The following is a 23,989-nucleotide window of genomic DNA, read 5'->3' as shown; positions in this document are numbered from 1 at the left end:
CGTGTTCAGCCGGGCTTGGCGGCGGTGATGCGCAGGCGCCGGTAGTCGGCCCACCAGCTGCCGCTGTGGTGCAGGAGGGGGCGGAGCCGGTCGCTGAGGCGGGTGGCGAAGGCGTCGGGGTCGGGGACCTCTGCGAGCAGGGGGGCGCCGAACATGCGCAGCCAGGCGGCGAGGCCGTCGTCGCCCTCCAGCCGGGTGGGGCGGTCGAATAGCCAGGCGCCGGTGATCTCCAGGCCGGCGTCGGTGAGCACGGCGGAGTACTCCTCGATGGTGGGGAAGTACCAGGTCTCGGCGGCCGCGGGGAGGCCGAGTTCGGTGCGCAGGGCGCGGGCGGCGCCGCGGATGGCTGCGATGTTGCCGGAGCCGCCCAGTTCGGCGACCAGGCGTCCGCCGGGGCGCAGGGCGCCGGCCAGGGCGGCTGCGGCGGCGGGGGCCTCGGGGATCCAGTGCAGGACGGCGTTGCTGAGTACGGCGTCGAATCCGGTCTCCACGTCGAGTTCGCGCAGGTCGGCCACGCGCAGGTCGAGGTGGGGGAAGCGTTGGCGTGCGCGGTCGATCATCTGGGGGCTGGAGTCGACGCCGAGGACCTTGGCGCCGGTGTCGGCGAGGGCGGCGGTGAGTTCGCCGGTTCCGCAGCCCGCGTCGAGGATCCGCTCGCCGGGGCGGGGGTCGAGTTCGCCGATGAGGTCGCCGCCGTGGTGGGCGACGTAGGCATGGCGGTCGTCGTAGAGGTGGGGGTCCCATCGCTGTGCTGCCATGGCGGCAACCTACCGGTTCGTCTCAATTAACGGAATCGTAATCCCATATTTCGAGACCGGTGGTGGGATGTCTCCGCGGGGGCGCCTCCGGATGCGACCGCGCCGCAGGGGTGCCGGTACCGACAGCCTGCCATGCCCGCCGGTCCGGCGGGAGGGGCGCGGCCGCGGCTGCGTGCTGCCGGGGTCGGTGCGCACCGTGCCGGGGATCGGGCGTGCGGTTTCTCACCGGCGGTGGGGGGCCGGCGGTGCGGGCGGGGCGCGGATCCGCCCGGCGGTGCCCTGGTTGCGGGGGGTTCGCCGCTTCGGGCGGGGTGTGTCGCGGGCGCCCGGGGTGGCCGACTGGATTCGGTGCGTGCCGATGGGGTAAGCATGTCTATGCTTTCCTGAGAGAATTCACAGGAATCACGCCCAGGCGTCTTGTATGTAACGAGGACGTCACGGCACCATGGTGGTTCCCGGTTCCCGCCGGAGGCCGGGCCCCACCGCCCCTCGACCCGTACTCCCGTCACGAAATGCGCTCCGTGGCAACACAGACACAGACCGCGCTCGGCCGGCCCCCGGCCGCCGCCGGATCCCCACACGTCCGCCGCTTCCTGCCCGAGGTCCAGGGCCTGCGGGCCGTGGCGGTGGCGCTCGTGCTGGTCTACCACGTCGACCACGACCTGCTGCCGGGCGGCTATGTGGGCGTGGACGTCTTCTTCGTCATCTCCGGGTTCCTGATCACCTCGCTGCTGCTGCGCGAGGCCCGCGGATCCGGGCGGGTGGCGCTGGGCGCCTTCTACGTCCGCCGGATCCGCCGCATCCTGCCCGCGGCCGGGCTGGTGCTGGCGGTGACCGGCCTGGTGTCGCTGTGGGCGCTGCCCTCCCCGCGCCTGGCCGAGACCGCCCGAGAACTGGTGGCATCGGCGTTCTACGTCGAGAACCTGTTCCTGGCGCAGCATTCGGTGGACTACCTGGCCGCCGAGAGCGCGGCCAGCCCCGTGCAGCACTACTGGTCGCTGGCGGTGGAGGAGCAGTTCTACCTGCTGTGGCCGCTGCTGTTCGCCGGCTGGGCGATGCTGCCGGGGCGGCTGGGCCGGCTGCGGGTGATCGCGGCCGGGGCCGCGGCGGTGCTGGCGGTGTCCCTGGCGTACTCGGTGGTGGTCACCGCCACCGACCCGCAGCCGGCCTACTTCCTGCCGCAGACGCGGATGTGGGAGCTGGCCGTGGGCGGCCTCCTGGCGGTGGCGGCCCTGCGCTGGCAGGTGCCGCCGGTGCTGGGGTGGTGCGCGGGCTGGGCGGGGCTGGCCGCCATCGCCTGGGCGGCCTGGACCTACAGCGACCAGACCCCGTTTCCCGGCGCGGCGGCCCTGGTGCCGGTGCTGGGCGCGGCGGCGGTGATCGCCGCCGGCGAGAGCGGCGGGCGCTCCTCCGCCTACGGCCTGCTGGCCAGCCCGGCGGCGCGCTTCGGCGGCGACATCTCCTATGCCCTGTACCTGTGGCACTGGCCGGTCATCGTGTTCGCGCTGGCCTGGAGCGGCTCCCAGGAGCCGGGGCCGCTGCTGGGCGGGCTGGCGGTGGTGGCCTCGGTGCTGCTGGCCTGGGCCACCAAGCTGGTGGTGGAGGACCCGGTGCGCCGCTACGGGTGGCTGCGCACCGGGCGCTCGGCCGGCGTCTTCGCGGTGGCCGCGGCCGTGCTCGTGGCGCTGGTGGGAGCCGGCCAGTACGCGCGCTACGAATGGCTGCGCAGTGTGGAGTTCGATCCGGTGGAGCATGTGGGCCCGGCGGCGCTGGGCACCTCCGAGCCCGCGGGTTCACCGGAGGTGCCGGTCTATCCCGCTCCCGCCGCCGCCGGCGACGACCTTCCCGACCCCTACAAGGACGGCTGCCAGGCCGGCCAGAAGGCGACCGGGCTCGACCCCTGCGTCTACGGCCCCGCCGACGCCGACACCACCGTGGCCGTGGTGGGCGACTCCCACGCGGCCCACTGGGTGCCCGCACTGCGCCGCATCGCCGAGCAGCGCGACTGGCGCCTGTACACCTACACCAAGTCCTCCTGCGGGTTCACCGCGGCCACCCTGGAGTTCCCCGACGAGGGCCGCCCCTTCGGCGAGTGCCGCGACTACAACCGGGCCCTCCTCGAGGAGCTGACCGGCGAGGTGCGCCCCGACCTCGTCTTCACCAGCTCCAGCGCGCTGGCCACCAAGGAGGGCGCCGCCTCCCAGGCTCAGGACCGGGCCGAGATCGCCGCGGGCATGGCCCGGCTGTGGGAGTCCCTCGACGACGCCGGCAGCGACGTCGTGGCCATCCGCGACACCCCGACGACCCGCACCCGCCTGCCCGAGTGCGTCTCCCGCCACGCCGAGGATCCGACCGAGTGCGCCCGGCCCCGCGGCGAGGCGTTCGCCGAGCAGGACCCCCAGCTGATCGCCGCCCGCGAGACCGACGCCGAGGTCACCGTCGTCGACATGAGCGAGGAGTTCTGCCAGGGCGACCGCTGCCTGCCGGTGGTGGGCAACGTGCTGGTCTACCGCGACAGCCACCACATGACCGCCACCTACTCCCGGCTGCTGGCCGCGGACCTGGCGGAGGAGGCGGCCCCGGCCATCGACGGCCGCTGAAGCACCCGGCCCTGTGCGGGGCGGGCGCAGCGCCGATCTGAGTACGCGTACTCGGGTGCGATCGCCGCCCGGCGGCCACCATGGTCGCCATGAGCACAACACCTCTGCGTCCCGCCACCACATCGGCCTTCTTCGTGCAGTCCGCCCTGTCCTTCGGCGTCTCGGCCGTCGCCGTGGGAACCGGCATCGTCTACCTGCCCGTCGACGCCTGGGTGCGCGCGTTTCTCACCCTGGGCCTGCTCTATGTGATCACCTCGGCCTTCACGCTGGCCAAATGCGTCCGCGACCGCCAGGACGAGACCACCGTCTCCGGGCGCGTGGACCAGGCCCGGCTGGACAAGCTGCTGGCCGAACACGACCCCTTCCGCGTCGACACCCCCTGAAGCCGCCCGGGCGGCCCGGCGCTCACAGCAGCGCCGCCACCCGCCGGGCCGTCCACACCCCGGCGGCGCCGGGGCGGGCGGCCAGGTAGGCGCCGCAGCGCCGGGCGCTCCAGCCGTGCCCGGCCCGCAGCCCCGCACCGATGACCCCCAGGTAGGCCGCGGCCGGCGCCGCCGCCTCCACCGCCGAGCGCGGCCAGTGGGCGGTGAAGGTCAGCACCGGGTGGCCGCCGATGTGGCCGCAGTGCACGATCGTCTCGTAGCGGCCCCCGCCCAGGCTCAGCCGCCCGCCTGCGGGCACGCGGGACGGGTCCCGGGCCGCGGCGGGGGCGCGGTACATCTCCTGTGCGGCGATGTCGGCGAACTGCTCGGCGGTGACCAGGTAGGCGCAGGCGGGCGCGGCCCCGGGCAGGTCCGGGTCGTAGAGCGCAAGCCCGCCGCCCCACATCGGCGAGGCCAGCGCGAAGTAGATCCCCCCGCGCAGCCACACCGCGCACCGCTCACGCGGCGGCGCACCGTCGCGGCAGCCCGGGTTGGCGCGGCTGCCGCCGGGCGGGACGCCGCCGCCCAGGTAGCAGGCGAAGCGCTGCGCGGACATGTTCGCGCCGTAGCTCGCGTACCACACCAGGGCGGGGGAGTCGCGCACCGCTTCCGCCTTCCTGCCCGCGTACCGGCGCGACCCGGCCACCGCCCCACCCGGGCTCCGCCCGAGCTACTCAGGCCTGGGCGGGCGAGGGCAGGGGCCCCAGGTCGCGCTCGTAGCATACGCTTTCCGCGCAGCCCACATACGGGCCATACAGCGGGATCCGGCGGTAGCCGCAGCGCTCGTAGAGCCGCATCGCCTCGGGCTGGGCCACCCCGGTCTCCAGGCGCATCCGCCGCGCGCCGCGCCGGCGGCCGGCCTCCTCCAGCGCGTGCAGCAGCGCCTGGCCGATCCGGCGGCCGCGCCAGGCCGGCACCACATACATCCGCTTCAGCTCGAAGGTGTGCTCGTCCAGGCGCCGCAGCCCGCCGCAGCCGACGACCTCGCCGCCGGCGGTCTCGGTGGCCAGCAGGAAGAGGGCCGTGTTCTGCGCCGAGGGCTTCTCGCCCTGCTCCAGGTCGCCGCCGTAGCGCTCGACGGTCTCGCGCTCCTGGTCGCGGCGCAGGCGGGCGCCGACGGGGTCGTCCCAGTCCGCCTCGGTGATCTCGATACGCACGGCAGAAAAGGATAGCCCGCGCTCTGGGCCTCACCGGTGGTCGGCGGCCAGCCGGTAGAGGACGTGCGGCGCCAGCCGGTGGCCCGGGGGCAGTTGGGGGTGGTCGAAGTCCTCGGCGGAGTCGCGGTGCATGCCCAGCCGCCGCATCACCGCCTGGGAGCGGGTGTTGGTGCGGGAGGTGAAGGAGACGATCTCGCCGAGTCCGCACCGGTCGAACCCGAACGCGACGGCGGCGCGGGCGGCTTCGGTGGCATAGCCGCGGCCCCAGGCGTGGCGGGCCAGCCGCCACCCCGCCTCCACGGCGGGGGTGAAGTGCGCGGGGAAGCGGGCCCACTGCAGGCCGGTGAAGCCGATGAACTCACCGGTTTCGGCGACCTCCACGGCCCACAGCCCGAACCCGTGCTCGGCCAGGTGGGCCCTGATGCGGTCGACGCCGGCGTCGGATTCCTCGCGGGTGTGGGTTTGCGGGAAGTGCTCCATGACCTGGGGGTCGGCGTTGAGCCGGGCGAAGGGCGCCCGGTCCTCCTCCCGCCAGTCGCGCAGCAGCAGCCGCGGCGTCTGCAGTGTCGGGACCTCGTTCATGGCGCGACTCTAGTCCCTCCCGCCCGGCCGCCGCCGCGCATGAACCGGGGCCCTCCGGCAGCGGCCCGGCGGCTTCGCGCCGGCCCGGCGTCGGCACGGTTCAGGCGCGGCGCCCGGTCAGGGCCAGCAGCCGCGTCTGGGCGTCGGCGTCCTCCTCCACCGCGACCGGCGGGGCGAACAGGGCGCCCGCGCCGGGGCCTTGGCCGCCCAGCCAGTCCAGCAGCGCCTCGACCAGGCCGGTGTCGAGCTTCTCGTCGGCGCCGATGGCCCGGGCCAGGTCCCAGGCGTGCACGCCCAGGTCGAAGGTCATCTGCCACAGGTAGGTCTCGCCCGTCGCGTCACCGAAGGACAGGTGGACGGTGCGCTGCAGCGTACCCGGCTGCAGCCAGGCCGAGCGGGCCTCGCGCGAGGCGACCTCCCAGGTGGCCACGGGCTCCTCGCCGAGCACGTCGCCCTCGTAGCGGTCGCCGGCCTCCTCGATGCGGCCGCCGGCGAGCAGGAAGGGCGCCCACAGCTGCTCGCCCGTGAGGTGGTTGAGCAGGTCGTGGACGTCCCAGTCGGTGCAGGGCGTGGGATCGGCCCACTGCGTCACCCGGATCGCGCGGACCCTGCGGTCGAACTCCGCCATGGCCTGGCCGTGCAAATCCAGCAGATCGGTCATCGCGCTCCCCCTTGGGCTCGGACATGGGCGGTGCGGGACACTACCCGCAGTGCGGGCGGGGCAATCAACCCGGCGCGGGGTGATCGGCCGGAGCCGGGCCGCGGGGCCCGCCCGGGGGCCGGGTCACACCGGTGCGCCGCCGAAACCGATCTCGTTGCCGTCCGGATCGCGGAAGGTGGCCTTGCGCACGCCGTTGGGGTAGGTCTCCCGGTGGGCCGGTTCGATTCCGCGCTCGGCGATTTGCGCCACCACGGTGTCGAAGTCGTCGACGAAGACCGTGGTCAGGGCCCGGCCGGCCCGCTCGGGCAGGTGCTCCACGGCCAGGTAGCGGTGTTCGGCGAGCTCCCACACCGACTCGGTGTCGCTCGCGACGAACGCGGGTGGGCGGCCGAGGAGCCGCTCGTACCATGCCAGGGCCGCCGCGTAGTCGGCGACCGGGATCCCGGCGAACAGTTGCAGGGCCATCCGGTGATCGTAGGCGATCGGAGCCCGGCGCCGCGGACGATCCGGTGGCCGCAGGCGGTCACAGCGGGCGGGCTGAGAGGGCGCGGCCGGCAGCGCTGCGGACCGGTTCGGGTGGGCGCGGGTGTGTCCCTGCGGCGGCGCGCCGGGTCGGCGGCGGCTCCTCAGGCCACCAGGTCCCAGTGCTCGCTGCCGGCGTCGGCGGCGATGCGGGCCATCACCTCGTGCAGGGCCGCCGGGGTGGGCACGACGCCTTCGGCCAGCAGCAGGTCGCGGGAGTAGGCCTCGCGCTCGGCCGCGCCGATCTCGGAGCGCGGGCAGATGCGCGCCGTTCCCTCGGCCGACACGGCGATGACGGCGTCGGTGGTGGCGTGCATCAGGGCCACGAGGTGTCCGAAGAGGTCGCAGGGCGCGTGCATGTGTCCTTCCGGGGGTCGCGGGACGTGGGCGGCCAGTGTCGCAGCACATCATCGAAACGCGGGTATCGGAACGGGCAGAGGCCGGGATTCCTGCTGTCCGGAATCCGATGAGCAGCGGATGCCGCTGCACGCCGCCCCGGGCCGGGGTGCGGCCGGGCCGGCGCCGCGCTGAGCGCCGGGCCCGCCTGTCGGGCAGGCGGCACGCGCCCCGGTCGGTGCGGGCGGCGGCGGCGAACGTAGCCTGAAACGGTCTCGGTGCCCGCGGCCGATTCCCGCCGCGCCCCCGCCGAAGCCGTCCCCGACCCCCGGGAGCCGCATGCGCGTCCTGCTCGTGGACAACCACGACTCCTACACCTACAACCTCTTCCAGCTCCTCGCCGCGACCGCGGGGGCCGAACCCGAGGTGTGGACCAACGACGACCCGCGCCTGGAGTGCGAAGGACTGGCGGGACGGTCCGCCGTGGTGGTCTCGCCGGGGCCCGGCCACCCCGCCCGCCCCCGCGACCTGGGACTGCTCGCAGGCGCGCTCTCCCGCGCCCCCGAGGTGCCGGTGCTGGGCGTGTGCCTGGGCCACCAGGCCCTCGTCCACCTGGCCGGGGGCGAGGTCGCCCCCGCCCCCGCACCCCGCCACGGCCACCTCAGCCGCATCCGCCACACCGGCCGCGGCCTCTTCGCCGGGCTGCCGCAGGACTTCACCGCCGTGCGCTACCACTCGCTGGCCGCGCGCCCTCCGCTGCCGGCGCAGCTGGCGGCCACGGCCCGCGCCGAGGACGGCGTGGTGATGGCCGTGGAGCACACCGCCCTGCCCCGGTGGGGCGTGCAGTTCCACCCCGAGTCCGTCGCCGGGCGGTACGGCCGCGAACTGGTCGCCAACTTCCTGCGCCTGGCCCGCCGCGTCCGGGGACCCGCGGGCCGCGCTGCGGCGCCGGCGGCGGTGCCCCGCGGCGGCCGGACCGGTGACGCCCGCGGCACGCCCCCGCCCCCGCCCCCGCATGTGCGCACCCTGGAGCGCGCCGTGGACCCCGAGGCGGCCTTCGCCCGCCTCTACGCCGGCAGCCGCCACGCCTTCTGGCTGGACAGCAGCCGCACCGGCCCCACCGCGCGCTTCTCCTTCCTGGGCGACGCCCACGCGCCCGGCGGCGAGGTGCTGACCTACCGCGTGGGGCAGGGCGCCGTCACCGTCGACCCGGCCGGCGGCCCGCGCCGGCGCGAAGCCGGGACGATCTTCGACGCCCTGCGGCGGCGCACGCCCGCCCGGCCCGCGCCGCCCGCCGGCCTGCCCTTCGACTTCACCGGCGGCTACGTGGGCTACTTCGGCTACGAGCTCAAGGCCGACTGCGGCGCCGCGGCCGCCCACCGCGCGCCCGGGCCCGACGCCGTGTGGATGCGCTGCGACCGCCTGGTGGCCGTCGACCACGAGCAGGACCGCACCTACCTGGTGGCCCGCGGATCCGGCGCCGGCGCCTGGGCCGCCGAGACCGCCGGCGTTTTGGCCGCGCTGGGCCCCGCGCCGCGGCCTGGACCGGGCGCCGCGGCGCCCGGCGACCTGGAACCGCTGCTGGAGCGCGGTCGCGAGGGCTACCTGACCGACGTCAAGGAGTGCCTGAGGCTGCTGGAGGCCGGGGAGAGCTACGAGATCTGCCTGACCAACCGGCTGCGCGCCGCCGCGCCGGCCGGCGACCTCGACTTCTACCGGCGTTTGCGCCGCGCGGCCCCGGCCCCGTATGCGGCGCTGCTGCGGCTGGACGGCGCGGCCGTGCACAGCGCCTCGCCCGAGCGGTTCCTGCGCATCGACGCCCAGGCGGCGGTCGAGAGCCGGCCCATCAAGGGCACCGCGCCGCGCAGCGCCGACCCGGCCGCCGACGCCCGCGGCGCCGAGCGGCTGCGCACCGGCGCCAAGACCCGCGCCGAGAACCTGATGATCGTGGACCTGCTCCGCAACGACCTGGGCCGGGTCTGCGAGGTCGGCAGCGTGGACGTGCCGCGCTTCATGGACGTCGAGTCCTACAGCACGGTGCACCAGTTGGTCTCGACGGTGCGCGGGGCTCTGCGCGCCGGGGTGCACCCCGTCGACGCGGTGCGGGCCTGCTTTCCCGCCGGGTCGATGACCGGTGCGCCCAAACTGCGCACCATGGAGATCATCGACCGGCTGGAGGGCTCGGCCCGGGGCGTGTACTCGGGAGCGCTGGGCTACCTCTCCCACCAGGGCACCGCGGATCTGAGCGTGGTCATCCGCACGGCGGTGCGCAGCGGGCCGCACCTGGCCGTCGGGGCCGGAGGCGCTATCGTCCTCGACTCCGACCCCGCCGACGAGTACGCCGAGATGCTGCTCAAGGCGGCCGTCCCGCTCAGCGGCGGCTGACGGCGCCCGGGGGCGGGCGCCTGCGCGCCTAGGGTGCGCCGCCCAGCCCGGAGGCCAGTCGGGCCAGCTCCTCCACGCGGCTCCAGTCGCCCGAGGCGACGGCGTCGGCGGGGGTCAGCCAGGTGCCGCCGACGCAGCCGACGTTGGGCAGGGCCAGGTAGTCGGGCGCCGAGGCCGCGGTGATGCCGCCGGTGGGGCAGAAGCGGACCTGGGGCAGCGGGCCCGCCAGCGACTTCAGGTAGGCGCGCCCGCCCGCCGCCTCGGCCGGGAAGAACTTCATCGCCGTGACCCCGCGCTCCAGCAGCGCCAGCGCCTCCGATGCCGTGGCCGCACCCGGTAGCGCCGGCAGGCCGGTGGCGGCCATCGCCGCGTGCAGCCCCGGGGTGCAGCCGGGGGAGACCAGGAACGCCGCGCCCGCGGCGGCGGCCTGCTCGGCCTGGTGCGGGGTGGTCACCGTGCCCGCGCCGACCACGGCCTGGGGCACTTCGGCGGCGATGCGCTCGATGGCCTCCAGGGCGGCGCCGGTGCGCAGGGTGACCTCCACGGCCGGCAGCCCGCCGGCCACCAGCGCGCGGGCCAGCGGCACCGCGGTCGCGGCCTCGGAGAGCACCACCACCGGCACGACCGGTGCCAGTGCGAGAAGGTCCTCACCGCTGCGCGGGTTCATACGCCGCCTCCTTGCCGTGGTCGAGAAGCTGGTCGAGGCGGGCCGCCGCGCCCAGCAGCGCCGGGTCCTGCGCCACGATCAGCACCGTGGCGACGCCCCGGAGGTAGTCGGTCATCCGGTGCTTGTCCTCGAAGCGGCGGCGAAAGCCGCTGGAGAGCACCGTGGGGATGATACGCGGCAGGATCCCGCCGCCCAGGAACACGCCCCCGGTCGCGCCCAGCATCAGCGCCGTGTTGCCGGCGAAGCCGCCGAGCAGGCGGCAGAACACCTCCAGCGTCTCGGCGCACAGCGCGTCCTCGGGCGCGGCGGCGCAGATCTCGGCGGCCGTGCGGGGCGGTGCCTGCTCCCCGCGCAGGCGGGCGAGGGCGTCGTGCAGACGGGCCAGCCCGGGCCCGCACAGCAGGCACTCGGCGGTGACCGAGGTCTGCCGGGCGCGCAGGAGGCGCACCACCTCCTCTTCGCGCTCCTCCACGGCGCAGACGTCGACGTGGCCGCCCTCGCCGGGCACGGGGACCCAGGTGTTGCCGGCGGGCACGAGTCCGGCCACGCCCAGCCCGGTGCCCGGCCCCAGCACCGCCTTGGGTCCCGCGGGCGCCGGGGCGGGGCCGCCCAGCGCCACCAGGTCGGCGCTTTGCAGCCGCGGCAGCGACAGGGCCAGGGCCGCGAAGTCGTTGATGACCTCCAGCCGGTCCAGGCCCAGCCGGTCGCGGGTCTGGGCCGCGGAGAAGTCCCAGTGGGAGTTGGTCAGCCGGATCCGGTCGCCGCCGACGGGTCCGGCCACGGCCACGCACGCGGCGCCGGGGGCGGCGGAGGCGCCGGCCTGTTCCAGGTAGGCGGTCGCGGCCGCGGCGAGGCCGGCGTGGTCGGCCCCGTCCAGTCGGCGCACCCGGACCGGCCGGGCGCCGGGGGCCTCCACCAGGCCGAAGCGGGCGTTGGTGCCGCCGATGTCGGCGACCAGCCAGGGGCGCTGGGCGCAGGGCGGTGCGAGCGGGCTCACTGCAGTGCCCCGAAGACGCCGGCGCCGCGCTCGGCCGGGCCCACGGCCGCGCGGAAGGCGGCGAACAGCTCGCGGCCGGTGCCGGTCGCGGAGTCGGCGGCGGGCTCGGCGGCCGGGCGCGCCTGCAGGTCGGCGCCTGAAACCTCCAGCACCCCGGCGGCCGGGTCGAGCCGGACCAGGTCGCCGTCGCGCACCCGGGCCAGCGCTCCGCCGGCGGCGGCTTCGGGGGAGACGTGGATGGCCGCGGGCACCTTGCCCGAGGCGCCCGACATGCGGCCGTCGGTGACCAGGGCGACCCGGTGTCCGCGGTCCTGCAGCACGCCCAGCGGCGGGGTGAGCTTGTGCAGCTCGGGCATGCCGTTGGCGCGCGGGCCCTGGAAGCGCACGACGGCCACCAGGTCGCCGTCCAGTTCCCCGGCGGCGAAGGCCTCCTGCAGTTGGGCCTGGCTGTCGAAGACGCGCGCCGGGGCCTCCACGACGCGGTGCTCGGGCGCCACGGCCGAGACCTTGACGACGGCCCGGCCCAGGTTGCCGCGGACCATGCGCAGTCCGCCGTCGGCGCTGAAGGGGTCCTCGGTGCCGCGCAGCACGGTGGTGTCGGTGCTCTCCTCGGGCTCCTCGCCCCAGGTGAGGCCCGCGCCGGTGAGCCGGGGGCGCAGGCGGTAGCGGGCCAGGCCGGCGCCGGCGACGGTGGCGACGTCGGCGTGCAGCAGCCCGCCGTCCAGCAGCCGGCCGATGAGAAACGCCATCCCGCCCGCGGCGTGGAACCGGTTCACGTCGGCGGTGCCGTTGGGATACATCCGGGCCAGCAGCGGCACCACCTCCGACAGCGCCGCGAAGTCGTCCCAGGTCAGTTCGATGCCGGCGGCCTGGGCCACGGCCACCAGGTGCAGCGTGTGGTTGGTCGATCCGCCGGTGGCCAGCAGCGCCACGACCGCGTTGACGATCGCGCGCTCGTCGACGACCTCGCCGATGGGGGTGTAGGACTCGCCCAGCGCCGTCAGGGAGGTCACCGCGCGCCCGGCCTCGGCGGTCAGCGCGGTGCGCAGTTGGGTGCCGGGCTGCTCGAAGCTGGCTCCGGGCAGGTGCAGGCCCATGACCTCCATGAGCATCTGGTTGGAGTTGGCGGTGCCGTAGAAGGTGCAGGTGCCGGGGGCGTGGTAGGCGGCCGACTCGGCCTGCAGCAGCTCGGCGCGGTCGGCCTTGCCCTCGGCGTGGCGCTGGCGGACGCGGGCCTTGTCGGCGTTGGGCAGCCCCGAGGGCATCGGCCCGGCCGGTACGAACACCACCGGCAGGTGGCCGAAGGACAGGGCGCCGATCAGCAGGCCCGGCACGATCTTGTCGCACACGCCCAGCATCAGCGCCCCGTCGAACATGTCGTGGGAGAGCGCGACGGCGGTGGCCATGGCGATGACGTCGCGGCTGAACAGCGACAGCTCCATGCCCGCCCGGCCCTGGGTGATGCCGTCGCACATCGCCGGTACGCCTCCGGCGAACTGGGCCACGCCGCCGGCCTGGGCCACGGCCTCTTTCAGCAGCGCCGGGTAGTCGGCCAGCGGCTGGTGGGCCGAGAGCATGTCGTTGTAGGCCGACACGATCGCGATGTCGGGCTTGGCCGTGGTGCCCAGGGCGAGCTTGTCGCCCGGGGAGCAGGCGGCGAAGCCGTGCGCGAGGTTGGCGCAGCCCAGCCCGGCGCGGGCGGGGCCTTCGGCGGCGGCCGCGCGCATCCGCTCCAGGTAGGCGTTTCTGGTGGCCGCGCTGCGCTGGGCGATGCGCCGGGTGACTTCGGCGATGCGGGGGTGCGGCGTCATCGTGCGGGCTCCGTTTCGTGCGGGGGATGGCCGAACCGGCCGGAACCCGCGCCGGGGGGCGTCCCGCGCGGCCGCACGGGCCCGCGGGATGGGGCCGAGGCAGCGGGGGAGCGGGCGAGGGTCTTCAGGGTCCCTGGAAACATAGCGGCAACTTGTGTGTCAGACAACCCTCGCTTTTGAACATTCGTTTACATAAGTTCCCATCTTGTGCGCCGAACCGGTGCGCAAGGTGTTTCAATGAGGCATGCCCCGTAGCAAGGCGGCATCGGCCGCCCCCGCCTCCAGCGGACACGTGCTCGACCTCATCCGCACCGGTGCGGCCGCCACCCGCACCGAGATCGGGCGGCTGACCGGGCTCTCCCGCCCCGCGGTGGCCCTGCGCGTCACCGAGCTCCTGCGCCAGGGGCTGGTCACCGAGACCGGCGCCGCCCCCTCCAACGGGGGGCGCCCGCCCGGCAGGCTGGAGTTCAACGCCGGCGGGGGAGTCGTACTCGCGGCCGCGCTGGGCGTCTCGCGCAGCCAGGCCGCCGTCTGCGATCTGGGCGGGCGCCTGCTGGCCCGCAGCAGCGGCGCGCCCGAAATCGAGCACGGCCCGCAGGCGGCGCTGCCGTGGCTGCTGGAGACCTGGCAGCAGCTGCTGGCCGCGTGCGGGCGCGGCGCCGGCGACGTGCGCGGCAGCGGCATCGGCGTGCCCGGCACCGTCGAGTTCGCCGCCGGGCGCTCCCAGACCCCGCCGGTGCTGGCCGGCTGGGGCGGCGTTGAGATCGCGCCGCTGGTGACCGAGCGCTTCGCCGCGCCGGTCCTGCTCGACAACGACGTCAACACCATGGCCCTGGGCGAGCACCGCGCCGCGCACCCCGACGTCGGCGACCTGCTCTTCGTCAAGGTCTCCACCGGCATCGGCGCCGGCGTGATCGCCGGCGGCCGGCTGCTGCGCGGAGCGCTGGGCGCGGCCGGGGAGATCGGGCACATCCCGGTGCGCGAGGGCGGCGGCACGCCCTGCCGCTGCGGCAACACCGACTGCCTGGAGGCGGTGGCGGGTGGCCCGGCGCTGCTGGCGCGCCTGGCCGAGCAGGGGCGCGCCGCCGCCGACACGGCCGAGCTGGCGGCGCTGGCCCAGGAGGGCGATCCCCGCGCCGTGCGGCTGGTGCGCGAGGCCGGGCGCCGCCTGGGCGAGGTGCTGGCCGGGGCGGTGAACCTGCTCAACCCCGAGGTGATCGTGCTTGGCGGGCTGCTGGGCCAGGCCTACGACCACCTCGTGGCCGGCGTGCGCGAGGTGGTCTTCCAGCGCTCCGCGCCGCTGGCCACCCGGCAGCTGCGCATCCTCGCCAACAGCAGCGGCGAGGAGGCGGGCCTGCGCGGCGCCGCGACCATGGTGCTCGACCGCGTCCTGGCCCCCGAGGCCGTCAACGCCCGCATCGCCGCACAGCCCTGACCCCGCCGGCGCCTCAGTCCTCCTGCGGCGGCGCCGTGCGGAAGTGGGTGGTCATCCGCCCGTCGTCGTCGAGGATGTGGAAGGCCAGCGCCGGCGGCTGGGCGTCGGTGACCCGGTGGGCGTCCTCCCAGGGCAGCGGCAGGACCCCGGCCGTCGCGGGCGCCACCAGCAGCGGGCGCTGCGCGAAGGCGGTGGCCGCCGCGGTGTGGGCGTGCCCGCACAGCAGCCCCGCCACCTGCGGATGGCGCTCCAGCAGGAACGCCAGCCGGTCGGCGCCCTGCATGGCGAGGGCGTCGACGTAGGGGGCGTGCAGGCGCGCCGGCTGGTGGTGGAAACCCAGTACCACCGGCGTGGTGCGCAGGTCGGCGAGGGTGTCCTCCAGCCACTCCAGGGTCTCCTCGGAGAGCAGGCCGCCGCCTTCGCCGGGCACCGTGGAGTCGCACATCACCACCGCGCCGCCGTCGACCCGGTGCACCGCGTTGACCGGGTCCTCGCCGCCCGGCTCGCCGAGCATCACCCGGCGGAAGGCCGACCGCCCCTCCACGACGTCGTGGTTGCCGGGGCAGGTCGCCGCCGGCAGCCGCCCCGACAGCAGCGCCCGGGCCTCCTCCAGTTCGCCGAGCGCGCCGTGCTCGGCGAGGTCGCCGGTGACCACCAGGGCGTCCAGGGAGTCGGCGACCGCGTCGATGTAGGCCATCACCCGCTCGACCCGCTCGCGGGCGCGGGCGCCGCCGTCGATGTGCAGATCGCTGATGTGGGCCAGCGTGATCAATATCCGTCCTCCGCGCTTCTGGGGGGCCGCGGCCGCGGTCACGGTCCGCCGCCGGCCGTGCCCGCACCCGGCACTCTAGCCCGGGCCGCGGCCGCCGGGACGACCGCGCCGCGGCGGGCGGGTGAGCGGGCGGTGACCACCGCCTGCGCGGCGGCCTCAGCGGCCCGCGCTGCCCGGGCTGGCGTGCCAGAGCTTGCGGGGCGCGGCCGCGGCCCCCGCCGGCGCGATGTCGGCGTAGGTAGAGAGCTCATAGCCGTTGGCGTAGCGGATCCGGCGCCCGCCGACCCCGCTGACCGGCACGCTCGCGGGCTCCTGGCCCAGCCGCTCGCGCAGCGCCGCCGCGGCGTCCTCGCCCCCTTCGTGCCAGACCCGCGCCAGCTCCTCCAGGTCGTAGGCGTGGGTGGCGTTGACCGTGGCCAGCCCCGAACCCGCCCGGCGCACCGTCCCGCGCACCGCCAGCAGCCAGGACCCGAAGACGGTGGCGGCGCAGCGCTCCTGCACCGACTCGAAGAACGTCAGGTCGATCAGCCCGGTGGCGTCGTCCAGCGTGGTGAAGACGATGCGCTGGCCCGAACGCACCGCCGGGGTCTGGGTGGCCACCTTCACCCCCAGCACCAGCACCTCCGTCCCCGAGGGGACCGCGGCCAGGTCGCGGGCGCGCACCGCGCCGCAGAGCGCGCCCAGCGCGGCGGTCAGCTCCGCGTAGCAGTCCAGCAGATGGCGGGAGGCGTCATAGCCCAGCACCTCCAGCTCGGCCTGGACCGCATCCGCCGGCGTCATCGGCGGCAGCCCCTCCTCGCGCGGCTCCTCGGCGGCGGCCTCCAGGGCGATGGGAAGCTGCCCGCCGCCCAGCGACCGGCGGGCCGTGCGCTCCAGCGCGCCGGCCCGCAGCAGCAGGTCGCGCCGGGTGAGCCCGCCCGCTGCGGCTCCGCCCTGGCCGATGCCGTAGAGGGAGTCGAAGGCGCCCACCCGCACCAGCCCCTCCAGTACGCCGCGGGAGGGCCGGGCCCGGTTGGCGACGTCGTTCAGCGATGCGTAGGGGCGCCCGGCCACCAGCGCGTCCATCTCGGCCTCGGTGATCCCCTTGACGTCGGCCAATCCGGCGCGGATGCCCAGCTTGCCGTGCCCGGCGGGCTCCACCCGCCATTCGCGCTCGGAGCGGTTGACGTCGACGCCCAGCACCGGCACGCCGAAGCGGCGGGCGTCGTCGATGATGGCGCGGCGCGGGTACATGCCCGGGTCGTGGGTGAGCACCCCGGCGTAGAAGGCCGCCGGGTGGTGGCGTTTCAGCCACGCCGACTGGTAGGTCGGCACCGCGAACGCCGCGGCGTGGGCCTTGCAGAACCCGAACGCCCCGAAGGCGGCGAGGATGTGCCAGACCTCCTCGATCACCCGCTCACTGTGGCCGCACTCGCCGGCCATGGCCGTGAAGCGCCGGCGCACCTCCTCCTTGCCCTCGTCGGTGCCCAGCCGGCGGCGCATCGCCTCGGCCTGGTCCAGCCCGCAGCCGGTCATGGCGTGCAGCACGGCGATGACCTGCTCGTGGAAGACGACCACCCCGCCGGTCGAGGCCAGCACCTCCGACAGCACGGGGGTGGGGGCCTCGGGCACGCGCCTGCCGTCGCGCGCGGCGATGAAGGGGGTGATCATGTCGCTGTTGACCGGGCCGGGGCGGAACAGGGAGATGTCGGCGATCAGGTCGTCCATGCAGGCCGGGCGCAGCCGGCTGACGAGCTCGCGCTGGCCGGGCGACTCGATCTGGAAGCAGCCCAGGGTGGCCGAGGAGCGGATCATCGCATAGGTGGCGGCGTCGTCGGGGGGCAGCGCGTCCACGTCGACGCGCCGGCCCTCGACACGCTCGACCTCGCCCAGCGCGTGGGTCATGGCCGACTGCATGCGCACCCCGATGACGTCGAGCTTGATCAGCCCCATCTCCTCGACGTCCTCCTTGTCGTACTGGACCATGTCGTAGCCGATGCGGCTGGGCTCCAGGGGCGCGCGGTCGCGCAGCGAGGCGTCGGAGACGACGATGCCGCAGGGGTGCAGGGCGATGTGGCGGGGCAGCCCGTCCAGGCGCTCGGCCAGCCGGAACAGTGTCTCCACGGGGTAGTCGGCCAGGCCGCCGGAGCGCAGTTCGGGCAGGTCGGCGCAGGCGGAGCGGATCTGGCGGGCGCGGATGTGGGGGAACGCCTTGGCCAGCACGTCGATCTCGTGGGGCGGGATGCCCATCACCGAGCCCACGTCGCGGATGGCGCTGCGCGCGCGGTAGGTCTCCATCATCGACACGCAGGCCGCGTGGGGATAGGCGTCCAGGATCACCTGGTAGGCGTCCAGCCGGCGGGCCGACTCCACGTCCAGGTCGATGTCGGGCAGGCCGGTCCGGCTCTCGGTGAGGAAGCGCTCCATGAGCAGCCCGTGGGCCAGGGGGTCCACGGCCGAGATCCCGATGAGGTGGTTGACCAGGCTGCCGGCGCCCGAACCGCGGATGGAGCAGCGGATGCCCTGCTCCCGGATCCGGTGGGCGATGTCGGCGACGGTCAGGAAGTAGGCGGAGAACCCCTTGCGCTCGATGGTCTCCAGCTCGTGGGCGAGCCGGGAGCGGGCGCGCGGGTCGCCCCCCAGGCCCAGCCGGGCCATGCCCTCCCGGCAGGTCAGCCACAGCCGGTCGCGGGCGCCGGGGATCTCGGGCAGGTGGTGGTCGTCCATGCCCAGATCGGCGCCGGGTTCCAGGCTGCAGGAGGCGGCCAGGGCGCGGGTGTGGGCCAGCAGCCGCCGCACGGCGGTGCGGTCGGGGCCGCAGATCCGCTCGGCGACCGCGGTCATCTCCGCGGTGCTCTTCAGGTAGGCCTGGGACCCGCAGGGCAGGGGCGGTGGGGCGGTGCCGGGCAGCCAGCGCCGCGCCTCGTCCAGGACGCGGGCGACCTCGGCTCCGGAGCGGCGCGGGTAGCGCACGGCGTTGCCCAGCACGGCCAGGGTCCGGGTCTCCTCGGCCAGCCGCAGCATCGCCGTGGCCCGGCGGTGCTGGCCGGGCCCGTAGTGGTCGACCAGTTCGACGGCGGTCTCGGCGACCTCGCGCCAGCCCTCCAGGCACCGGCGGGCGCGCTCCATGCGGTGCTCGCCCGCCGCCAGGCCGACGTCGGACTCGGGGCCGGCGAGCACGACCAGCCCTTCGGCGTGCTCGGCCAGCATCGACCGGGACAGGGCGGGCACGCCGCGGGTTCCGGCGGCGTGGACGGCGCTGACCAGCCGGCACAGGGAGGCGAAGCCGCGCCTGCCGCGGGCCAGGACGACCACCCGCCCGCCCTCGGGTGCGGCCACGGCCAGGTCGGCGCCCAGGACGGGGCGGATGCCGGCCCGGCGGCAGGCGCGGGCGTGCTTGACGGCGCCGTAGAGGCCGTCGCGGTCGGTCAGCCCGAGCATGTCCATGCCCAGTTCGGCCGCGCGCTCCACCAGTTCGTGCGGCGGCGCGGTGCCGTGGCGCATCGAGGCCGATGAGGCGGTGTGCAGGTGGGCGAAGGCGCCGGCCATCAGCGGCGGCCTTTCGGGCGCGCCGCGGTGGCGACGAGTGCTGTGGCCATGGTTCCCCCCGTTGCGGCGGCCAGAGCGGGGCAGCTGCTGCCGCGCGCCCGGGGAAGACAGGCCGAAATCGAAACTATGTACGAATCAGTAGTGATCGTACCGCAGGGATGATCTTGGGTAAAACCATGACCAGGAAAAATATGGCGTGGGGTGCGTCCGCCCCGGCAGCGGCGGACGGGCGCCGGGCGCCCGCGGCCCCTCCTCCACCTTTCCGGGCGCGATACCGTGGCGAGCATGGAGAACGCATCCGAGCGGCCGTCCACCTCGGTCGAGGACTACGTCAAGGTCATCTACGACCTGCAGGAGCGCGGTTCCGGCCCGGTGACCATCTCGGCGATGGCCGAGCGGCTCTCGGTGTCCAACTCCTCGGTGTCGGGCATGCTGCGCAAGCTCAACGAACTGGGGCTGGTCTCCCACCGCCGCTACGGCGACGTGCGGCTCACCGAGACCGGCGCCAAGGCCGCGCTGGCCGTACTGCGCCGCCACCGGCTGCTGGAGACCTACCTGGTCGAGGCGCTGGGCTACTCCTGGGACGAGGTCCACGACGAGGCCGAGATCCTCGAACACGTGGTCTCCGACCGGTTCGTCGACCGCATCGCCGCCTACCTGGGCGAGCCCGCCGTCGACCCCCACGGCGATCCCATCCCCACCCGCGAGGGCAGCGTCCCCGAGCGCGAGACGCTCCTGCTCTCCGAGGCCGAGGCGGGCACCACCGGCGTCATCGTGCGGGTCAACGACTCCGATCCCGACCTGCTGCGCCACCTGGCCGAGCAGGAGATCGGGATCGGCATGCGCATCGAGCTGGCCGAGCGCCGGCCCTTCGGCGGCCCGCTGATCGTGCGCACCGGCGCCCCCGGCGAGCAGCGCGAGCAGGCGCTGGGCCTGGTCGCCGCCGAAGCCCTGTGGATCGCACCGGCGCCCGAGCACGAATAGCCGGGTTCCGGCGGCGGCCGGGGGAGCTTGAAGGGGCGGCGCGTCGGCGCCCGCCTGCCCGCGCCGCCCACGTTGCGACCGCGCCGCCCCCGGCGGCCCCCTCCGCCCGGACCGGCCGCTAGGCGGGCAGGTGGCGCATCTGCGGCTCGGGGTAGCGCTCGCCCGCAGCGGCACCGCGGGGCACGGCGTTCTCCAACTCGGCGGCCTCCTCGGGGGTCAGGCCGGCCTCGAGCGCGCCCAGCGCCTCGGCGAGGCGGTCGCGCCGGCGGGCGCCCACCAGCGGGACGACGTCCTCGCCGCGTGCGGCCACCCACGCGATCGCGGCCTGGGCCGGGGTGATGCCCTTCGCCTGGGCCGTGGCCCGCAGCGCCTCGACCAGGTCGAGGTTGCGCTGCAGGTTCTCGCCCTGGAAGCGCGGGCTGCGGGCGCGGAAGTCGTCGGGCCGCAGGTCGCGTCCGCTGTCCCAGTGGCCCGAGAGCAGCCCTCGCGACAGCACGCCGTAGGCGGTGACGCCGATGCCCAGCTCGCGGGCGGTGGGCAGGATCTCCTCCTCGATGCCGCGGGAGAGCAGCGAGTACTCGAACTGCAGGTCGCAGATGGGGTGGACGGCGGCGGCGCGGCGCAGGGTCTGCGCACCCACCTCCGAGAGTCCGATGTGGCGGACGTAGCCGGCCTCGACCATCTCGGCGATGGCGCCCACCGTGTCCTCGATCGGCACGGCCGGGTCCAGGCGGGCGGGGCGGTAGACGTCGATGTGGTCGGTGCCCAGGCGGCGCAGCGAGTAGGCCAGGAAGTTGCGCACCGCCTCGGGGCGGGCGTCGTAGCCCGCGAAGCGGCCGTCGGGCCCGCGCAGGGCGCCGAACTTCACGCTGATGACCGCGTTGCCGCGGTCGCGCTGGCGCACCGCCTCGCGCAGCAGCATCTCGTTGTCGCCCATGCCGTAGAAGTCGCCGGTGTCGAGCAGGGTGATGCCGGCGTCCAGGGCGCTGTGCACGGTGGCGATCGCCTCGTCGCGGTCGGCGGGCCCGTAGAGGTCGGACATGCCCATCATCCCCAGCCCCAGGGCCGAGACCCGCGGACCGGTGGCGCCCAGGCCGCGCGTTTCCATGGTCACGATGAGACTCCTTGTTCCGATCAACGATAACGAAGTATTGCTAACGACGATAAGTTATCATTGGTATCGATGCAACCGTAACGACGATTGCCTCGGCTGCTCCGGAGTCATGCGCCTACCCGCCGTCCGCCCCGCCGCACGGTCCGCCGCCCGAACCTGCTTTGCCGGCGGGCCACGGCCTGGTTCGATGGGCGGCGGACCGCACACGCCCGCGCCCCGCCGCCGGGGCACGCGAGAAGGAGGCCGCCATGCGCATCGGCATCCAGATCCCCCGCTTCACCGGCGCCGGCAGCCCCGAGCACATCGGGCCGGCCTTCGCGCGCACGGTGCGCGAGGCCGACCAGGCCGGATTGTCCAGCCTGTGGGTGATGGACCACTTCTGGCAGATCGAGATGGTCGGCGCGGCCGAGGAGCCGATGCTGGAGGGCTACTCGGCGCTGTCCTACGCCGCCGCGCTGACCGAGCGCATCACCCTGGGCACGCTGGTGACCGGCGCGGTCTACCGCCATCCCGGCGCACTGGTCAAAAGCGTCACCACCCTGGACGTGCTCTCGGGCGGGCGCGCCTGGCTGGGCATCGGCGCGGCGTGGTTCGAGGCCGAGGCCCGCGGTCTGGGGCTGCCCTTCCCGCCCACGGCCGAGCGCTTCGAGCGCCTGGAGGAGACCCTGCAGATCGCCCACCGCATGTGGTCGGGCGACGAGAGCCCCTACCACGGGCGGCACCACCGCCTGGAGCGCCCGCTGAACTCGCCCTCGGCGGTGCGGCGCCCGCACCCGCCCGTCCTCATCGGCGGGGGAGGGGAGAAGAAGACGCTGCGCCTCGTCGCCAAGTACGCCGACGCCTGCAACCTCTTCGGCGGCCCCCGGTTGCCGCGCAAGCTGGAGGTGCTGCGCGAGCACTGCGCCGCCGAGGGGCGGCGCTACGAGGACATCGAGAAGACGGCCCTGGCCGCCTTCGAGCGCTCCACCAGCGTCGCCGAGATGGTCGACACCTGCGGCCGGCTCGCCGAGCAGGGCATCGACCACGTCATCTGCACGGGAGCCACCGACGAGCAGGGTGCCGCCGCCTTCGTGGGCCGCGTCGCCGAGCAGGCCGCGGACATCGTCCCCGCCGGCCGCTGAGCCCGCCGCCGCGCCGTGAATGGAGGGGCCGGGGCAGGGGTAGTCGGCGGGCGTACGCTCGGCGCCGCTGAGCTGGACCGATCCGGCAGCGGCGGCGGCACCGGGACCGCGGTCGAGTGAAAGGAGCGCCCCATGGCGGTACTGCGCGACACCGAGGGCCTGAAGCAGATCCTGTCCGGTCTGGACTTTCCCGTGGGCAAGGACCGGATCGTGGAGTACGCCCAGGAGCAGGGCGCCGACCGGTTCCTCCTCAGCGCCCTGCAGGCCATGCCCCCGGCCGACTACAACGAGCCCAACGAGGTGCTGCGCGCCGTCCCCCAGGACGACCTCGGCGGGCGGCCGCGCGACGAGTCCGACCGCGCCCAGCAGCGCCGGCACCACACCAAGCCCGGCGTCGCCGAAAGCGCCAAGGAGGCCGGCCCCGTCAACCCCATCGAGGAGGAGCTCGGCGAGAACCGCGGCTCCTGAGGGGCCCGGCGCGGCGCCGGACCCCGCTCAGCCGTTCCGCCGGCGGGCGGCGACCGGGCAGTCGCCGCAGACTCCGCCGCCGGGAACGCGGTAGTACAGGCAGCACGTTCTGCGAGCGAACCCGGTGCCGCCCGCGGGCGCGAACGCGCCCAGGCCGCGCAGCGGGGGCCGGTCCAGCAGCAGGCGCGCCAGGGTGAAGGCGTCGGCGGCCCGCGGGGGGCGGGCCGCCGCGAGCGCCGATGCGGCCCCCGCCAGCGCCGAAGCCGCGTTGCCGTACAGCAGCCGCGGCGCCAGGCGGCTGCGGGCGCGCAGCGCATCGGCGAGCGGTACCAGTACGGCGCTCAGCACGTGCTCGGCCAGCAGGTCGGCGGCGGCCTCGGCGCGCGGCCGGTCCGCGGCCGCCGCGGCGCCCGCGCCCTCGCCCAGGGCCAGGCGCAGCCGCCCGCCGGCCACGCGCCACCGCAGCGCCGCGGGCGGCGCCACCACGCCGTGGCACAGCGCCGCGGCCACCTGGGGCGACAGCAGCCGCGAGGCCAGGCCCTGGTAGCACAGGGAGGCCGCGGCCCGCTGCTCGACCGCGGCGAGGGGGAGTCCCGCCGCCGCGGCCAGGCCGGCGCGTACCGCCCGGCATTCGCGCTCCAGCAGGTCCCCGCCCCGCCACAGGTCGCTCAGCGGGTAGCGGGCGTCCCTTCCGGGCGCGGTCTCCACGGCGAAGAAGGCGTTGACGGCGCCGGCGTCGGCCAGTGCCGTGCGCAGGGCGGGGTCGATGGTCAGTGCCTCCGGGTGAAAGCCGAGTGCCGGGGCGGCCGCCCGCGTACCGGCCGCGGCTCGTCGTCCTCGGCGGGTGAGAGCAGCAGTATCAGCGAGATGATCATGAGCAGCAAGCCCAGGCCCACGAACACCGGCAGGAAGAAGTCCATCATGGTGGCGCCGGTGGGCGGGGCGTCGAACGGCGTGTCGGGCAGGGTGGTGACGCGCGCGCCCGCGGCGGCCGTGTAGTGCATGGCCGAGACCCCGGCCGCCATGATCAGCGAGGCGCCGACGGCGGCCGGGGTGCCGCGCAGCCGCAGCGCGAAGAGCAGCGCCGCCGCCGACGCCGCCACGGCGATGGCCACGGCGGCGGCAAAGTAGCGCAGGTCGTGGTCCATCCGGGCCTGCATCTCGATGGATGCCGTGGCCAGGTGGTGCATCGACGCCGCGCCCAGGCCCATGACGGCCCCGCCGCCGAGCACCGCGGTGGGGCCGGGCCGGCGGGTCGTGCACCACAGCAGGGCGGCGCCGACCACGGCGACGGCCACCAGTGCGCTGAGGACGGCCAGGAGCACGTCGTAGCGAACCGTCGTCGAGCTGACCGACATGCCCAGCATCGCGATGAAGTGCGTCGCCCAAATCGCGGCGCTGCCGAGGGTGAAGGCGGCCACGGCGAGCCATCCGGCCCGGATCGCGCCCTCGCCGCGCCGGGCGCGCCGGGCCGCCTGCAGGCCGATGAGCGAGCCGAGGAACGAGACCGCGTAGGCCAGTGCGGGAGTGGTCCACCCGTAGGCGAAGTGGTCGATCATGGGGATCCTGACGGGGGATTTGCCCCGATTTGGGGCTGATGAAGGGAAGGTAAAGAGACCTTAGTTCCATCGCCGAGCGCGACCTAGGGGACTGAGCTGGCCGTATGCGG

The 23,989-nt window shown here is 75.4% G+C and carries 22 protein-coding genes; 7 read left to right on the top strand and 15 right to left on the bottom strand.

Going from position 1 to position 23,989, the window contains the following annotated elements; genetic code table 11:
* Positions 1-5: 5 nt before the first annotated feature.
* Positions 6-758: a methyltransferase domain-containing protein gene (locus FZ103_RS05730; RefSeq protein WP_155999371.1), complete on the bottom strand. Its 753-nt coding sequence runs from the start codon at positions 756-758 to the stop codon at positions 6-8.
* A 512-nt stretch (positions 759-1,270) separates the two neighbouring features.
* Between FZ103_RS05730 and FZ103_RS05725 the strand changes: the two genes are divergently transcribed.
* A complete protein-coding gene (locus FZ103_RS05725; RefSeq protein ID WP_155999370.1) occupies positions 1,271-3,358 on the top strand; it encodes an acyltransferase family protein in 2,088 nt (695 codons plus the stop codon).
* Between the two features lie 89 nt (positions 3,359-3,447).
* Positions 3,448-3,741: a YiaA/YiaB family inner membrane protein gene (locus tag FZ103_RS05720; RefSeq protein ID WP_155999369.1), complete on the top strand. Its 294-nt coding sequence runs from the start codon at positions 3,448-3,450 to the stop codon at positions 3,739-3,741.
* A gap of 22 nt (positions 3,742-3,763) precedes the next feature.
* Here the strand turns inward: FZ103_RS05720 and FZ103_RS05715 are convergent, their stop codons facing one another.
* The 6 genes from FZ103_RS05715 to FZ103_RS05690 all read right to left on the bottom strand — a co-directional run bounded on the left by FZ103_RS05715 (position 3,764) and on the right by FZ103_RS05690 (position 7,061).
* On the bottom strand, positions 3,764-4,384 hold the full coding sequence (locus tag FZ103_RS05715; protein ID WP_343233397.1) for a histone deacetylase: 621 nt from the start codon (positions 4,382-4,384) through the stop codon (positions 3,764-3,766).
* Between the two features lie 70 nt (positions 4,385-4,454).
* Positions 4,455-4,937 (bottom strand): GNAT family N-acetyltransferase, encoded by a 483-nt coding sequence (locus tag FZ103_RS05710; RefSeq protein WP_186355862.1) that lies wholly within the window; start codon positions 4,935-4,937, stop codon positions 4,455-4,457.
* 30 nt (positions 4,938-4,967) lie between these two features.
* Positions 4,968-5,519 (bottom strand): GNAT family N-acetyltransferase, encoded by a 552-nt coding sequence (locus FZ103_RS05705; protein WP_155999368.1) that lies wholly within the window; start codon positions 5,517-5,519, stop codon positions 4,968-4,970.
* 100 nt (positions 5,520-5,619) lie between these two features.
* Positions 5,620-6,180, bottom strand: coding sequence for a TIGR03086 family metal-binding protein (locus tag FZ103_RS05700; protein WP_155999367.1), 561 nt, complete (start codon positions 6,178-6,180; stop codon positions 5,620-5,622).
* Between the two features lie 123 nt (positions 6,181-6,303).
* Positions 6,304-6,645, bottom strand: coding sequence for a VOC family protein (locus FZ103_RS05695; RefSeq protein WP_155999366.1), 342 nt, complete (start codon positions 6,643-6,645; stop codon positions 6,304-6,306).
* A 161-nt stretch (positions 6,646-6,806) separates the two neighbouring features.
* On the bottom strand, positions 6,807-7,061 hold the full coding sequence (locus FZ103_RS05690; protein WP_155999365.1) for a hypothetical protein: 255 nt from the start codon (positions 7,059-7,061) through the stop codon (positions 6,807-6,809).
* A 316-nt stretch (positions 7,062-7,377) separates the two neighbouring features.
* On the opposite strand from FZ103_RS05690, the gene pabB reads away from it, so the two are divergent.
* A complete protein-coding gene (pabB, locus tag FZ103_RS05685; protein ID WP_155999364.1) occupies positions 7,378-9,423 on the top strand; it encodes an aminodeoxychorismate synthase component I in 2,046 nt (681 codons plus the stop codon).
* A gap of 28 nt (positions 9,424-9,451) precedes the next feature.
* On the opposite strand, the gene eda is transcribed toward pabB, so the two are convergent.
* The 3 genes from eda to edd are packed head-to-tail and all read right to left on the bottom strand — an operon-like array spanning position 9,452 to position 12,898.
* Complete coding sequence (eda, locus tag FZ103_RS05680) at positions 9,452-10,090, bottom strand: bifunctional 4-hydroxy-2-oxoglutarate aldolase/2-dehydro-3-deoxy-phosphogluconate aldolase (RefSeq protein ID WP_155999363.1); 639 nt, start codon at positions 10,088-10,090, stop codon at positions 9,452-9,454.
* Positions 10,071-11,087, bottom strand: a complete 1,017-nt coding sequence (glk, locus tag FZ103_RS05675) for a glucokinase (protein WP_186355861.1) — start codon at positions 11,085-11,087, stop codon at positions 10,071-10,073. The genes eda and glk overlap by 20 nt, the downstream gene beginning before the upstream one ends.
* Complete coding sequence (gene edd, locus FZ103_RS05670; RefSeq protein WP_155999362.1) at positions 11,084-12,898, bottom strand: phosphogluconate dehydratase; 1,815 nt, start codon at positions 12,896-12,898, stop codon at positions 11,084-11,086. Before edd ends, glk begins: the two co-directional genes overlap by 4 nt.
* Before the next feature lie 244 nt (positions 12,899-13,142).
* Here edd and FZ103_RS05665 point away from each other — a divergent pair, with 244 nt between their 5' ends.
* Positions 13,143-14,333, top strand: a complete 1,191-nt coding sequence (locus FZ103_RS05665) for an ROK family protein (RefSeq protein WP_155999361.1) — start codon at positions 13,143-13,145, stop codon at positions 14,331-14,333.
* Positions 14,334-14,346: 13 nt separating this feature from the next.
* Here the strand turns inward: FZ103_RS05665 and FZ103_RS05660 are convergent, their stop codons facing one another.
* Entirely contained in the window at positions 14,347-15,105 is a 759-nt protein-coding gene (locus FZ103_RS05660) for a metallophosphoesterase (RefSeq protein WP_155999360.1), read from the bottom strand.
* Between the two features lie 156 nt (positions 15,106-15,261).
* Positions 15,262-18,633, bottom strand: a complete 3,372-nt coding sequence (locus tag FZ103_RS05655) for a DNA polymerase III subunit alpha (RefSeq protein ID WP_186355860.1) — start codon at positions 18,631-18,633, stop codon at positions 15,262-15,264.
* Positions 18,634-18,918: 285 nt separating this feature from the next.
* On the opposite strand from FZ103_RS05655, the gene FZ103_RS05650 reads away from it, so the two are divergent.
* Positions 18,919-19,617, top strand: coding sequence for a metal-dependent transcriptional regulator (locus tag FZ103_RS05650; protein ID WP_155999358.1), 699 nt, complete (start codon positions 18,919-18,921; stop codon positions 19,615-19,617).
* Between the two features lie 118 nt (positions 19,618-19,735).
* On the opposite strand, the gene FZ103_RS05645 is transcribed toward FZ103_RS05650, so the two are convergent.
* Positions 19,736-20,725 (bottom strand): aldo/keto reductase, encoded by a 990-nt coding sequence (locus tag FZ103_RS05645; protein ID WP_155999460.1) that lies wholly within the window; start codon positions 20,723-20,725, stop codon positions 19,736-19,738.
* A gap of 254 nt (positions 20,726-20,979) precedes the next feature.
* Here FZ103_RS05645 and FZ103_RS05640 point away from each other — a divergent pair, with 254 nt between their 5' ends.
* Together FZ103_RS05640 and FZ103_RS05635 are read left to right on the top strand one after the other, a co-directional pair.
* Positions 20,980-21,852, top strand: a complete 873-nt coding sequence (locus FZ103_RS05640) for an LLM class F420-dependent oxidoreductase (protein WP_155999357.1) — start codon at positions 20,980-20,982, stop codon at positions 21,850-21,852.
* Between the two features lie 132 nt (positions 21,853-21,984).
* Positions 21,985-22,320, top strand: a complete 336-nt coding sequence (locus tag FZ103_RS05635) for a DUF2795 domain-containing protein (RefSeq protein ID WP_155999356.1) — start codon at positions 21,985-21,987, stop codon at positions 22,318-22,320.
* 27 nt (positions 22,321-22,347) lie between these two features.
* On the opposite strand, the gene FZ103_RS05630 is transcribed toward FZ103_RS05635, so the two are convergent.
* Positions 22,348-23,028, bottom strand: coding sequence for a (2Fe-2S)-binding protein (locus FZ103_RS05630; RefSeq protein ID WP_343233396.1), 681 nt, complete (start codon positions 23,026-23,028; stop codon positions 22,348-22,350).
* A gap of 62 nt (positions 23,029-23,090) precedes the next feature.
* Positions 23,091-23,879, bottom strand: a complete 789-nt coding sequence (locus tag FZ103_RS05625; protein ID WP_155999355.1) for an MHYT domain-containing protein — start codon at positions 23,877-23,879, stop codon at positions 23,091-23,093.
* Between the last annotated feature and the right edge of the window lie 110 nt (positions 23,880-23,989).

Origin of the sequence: Streptomonospora sp. PA3 (genome assembly GCF_009728995.1) — a bacterium.
Lineage (GTDB): Bacteria > Actinomycetota > Actinomycetes > Streptosporangiales > Streptosporangiaceae > Streptomonospora.
This window is presented reverse-complemented; position numbering and strand designations above follow the sequence as displayed.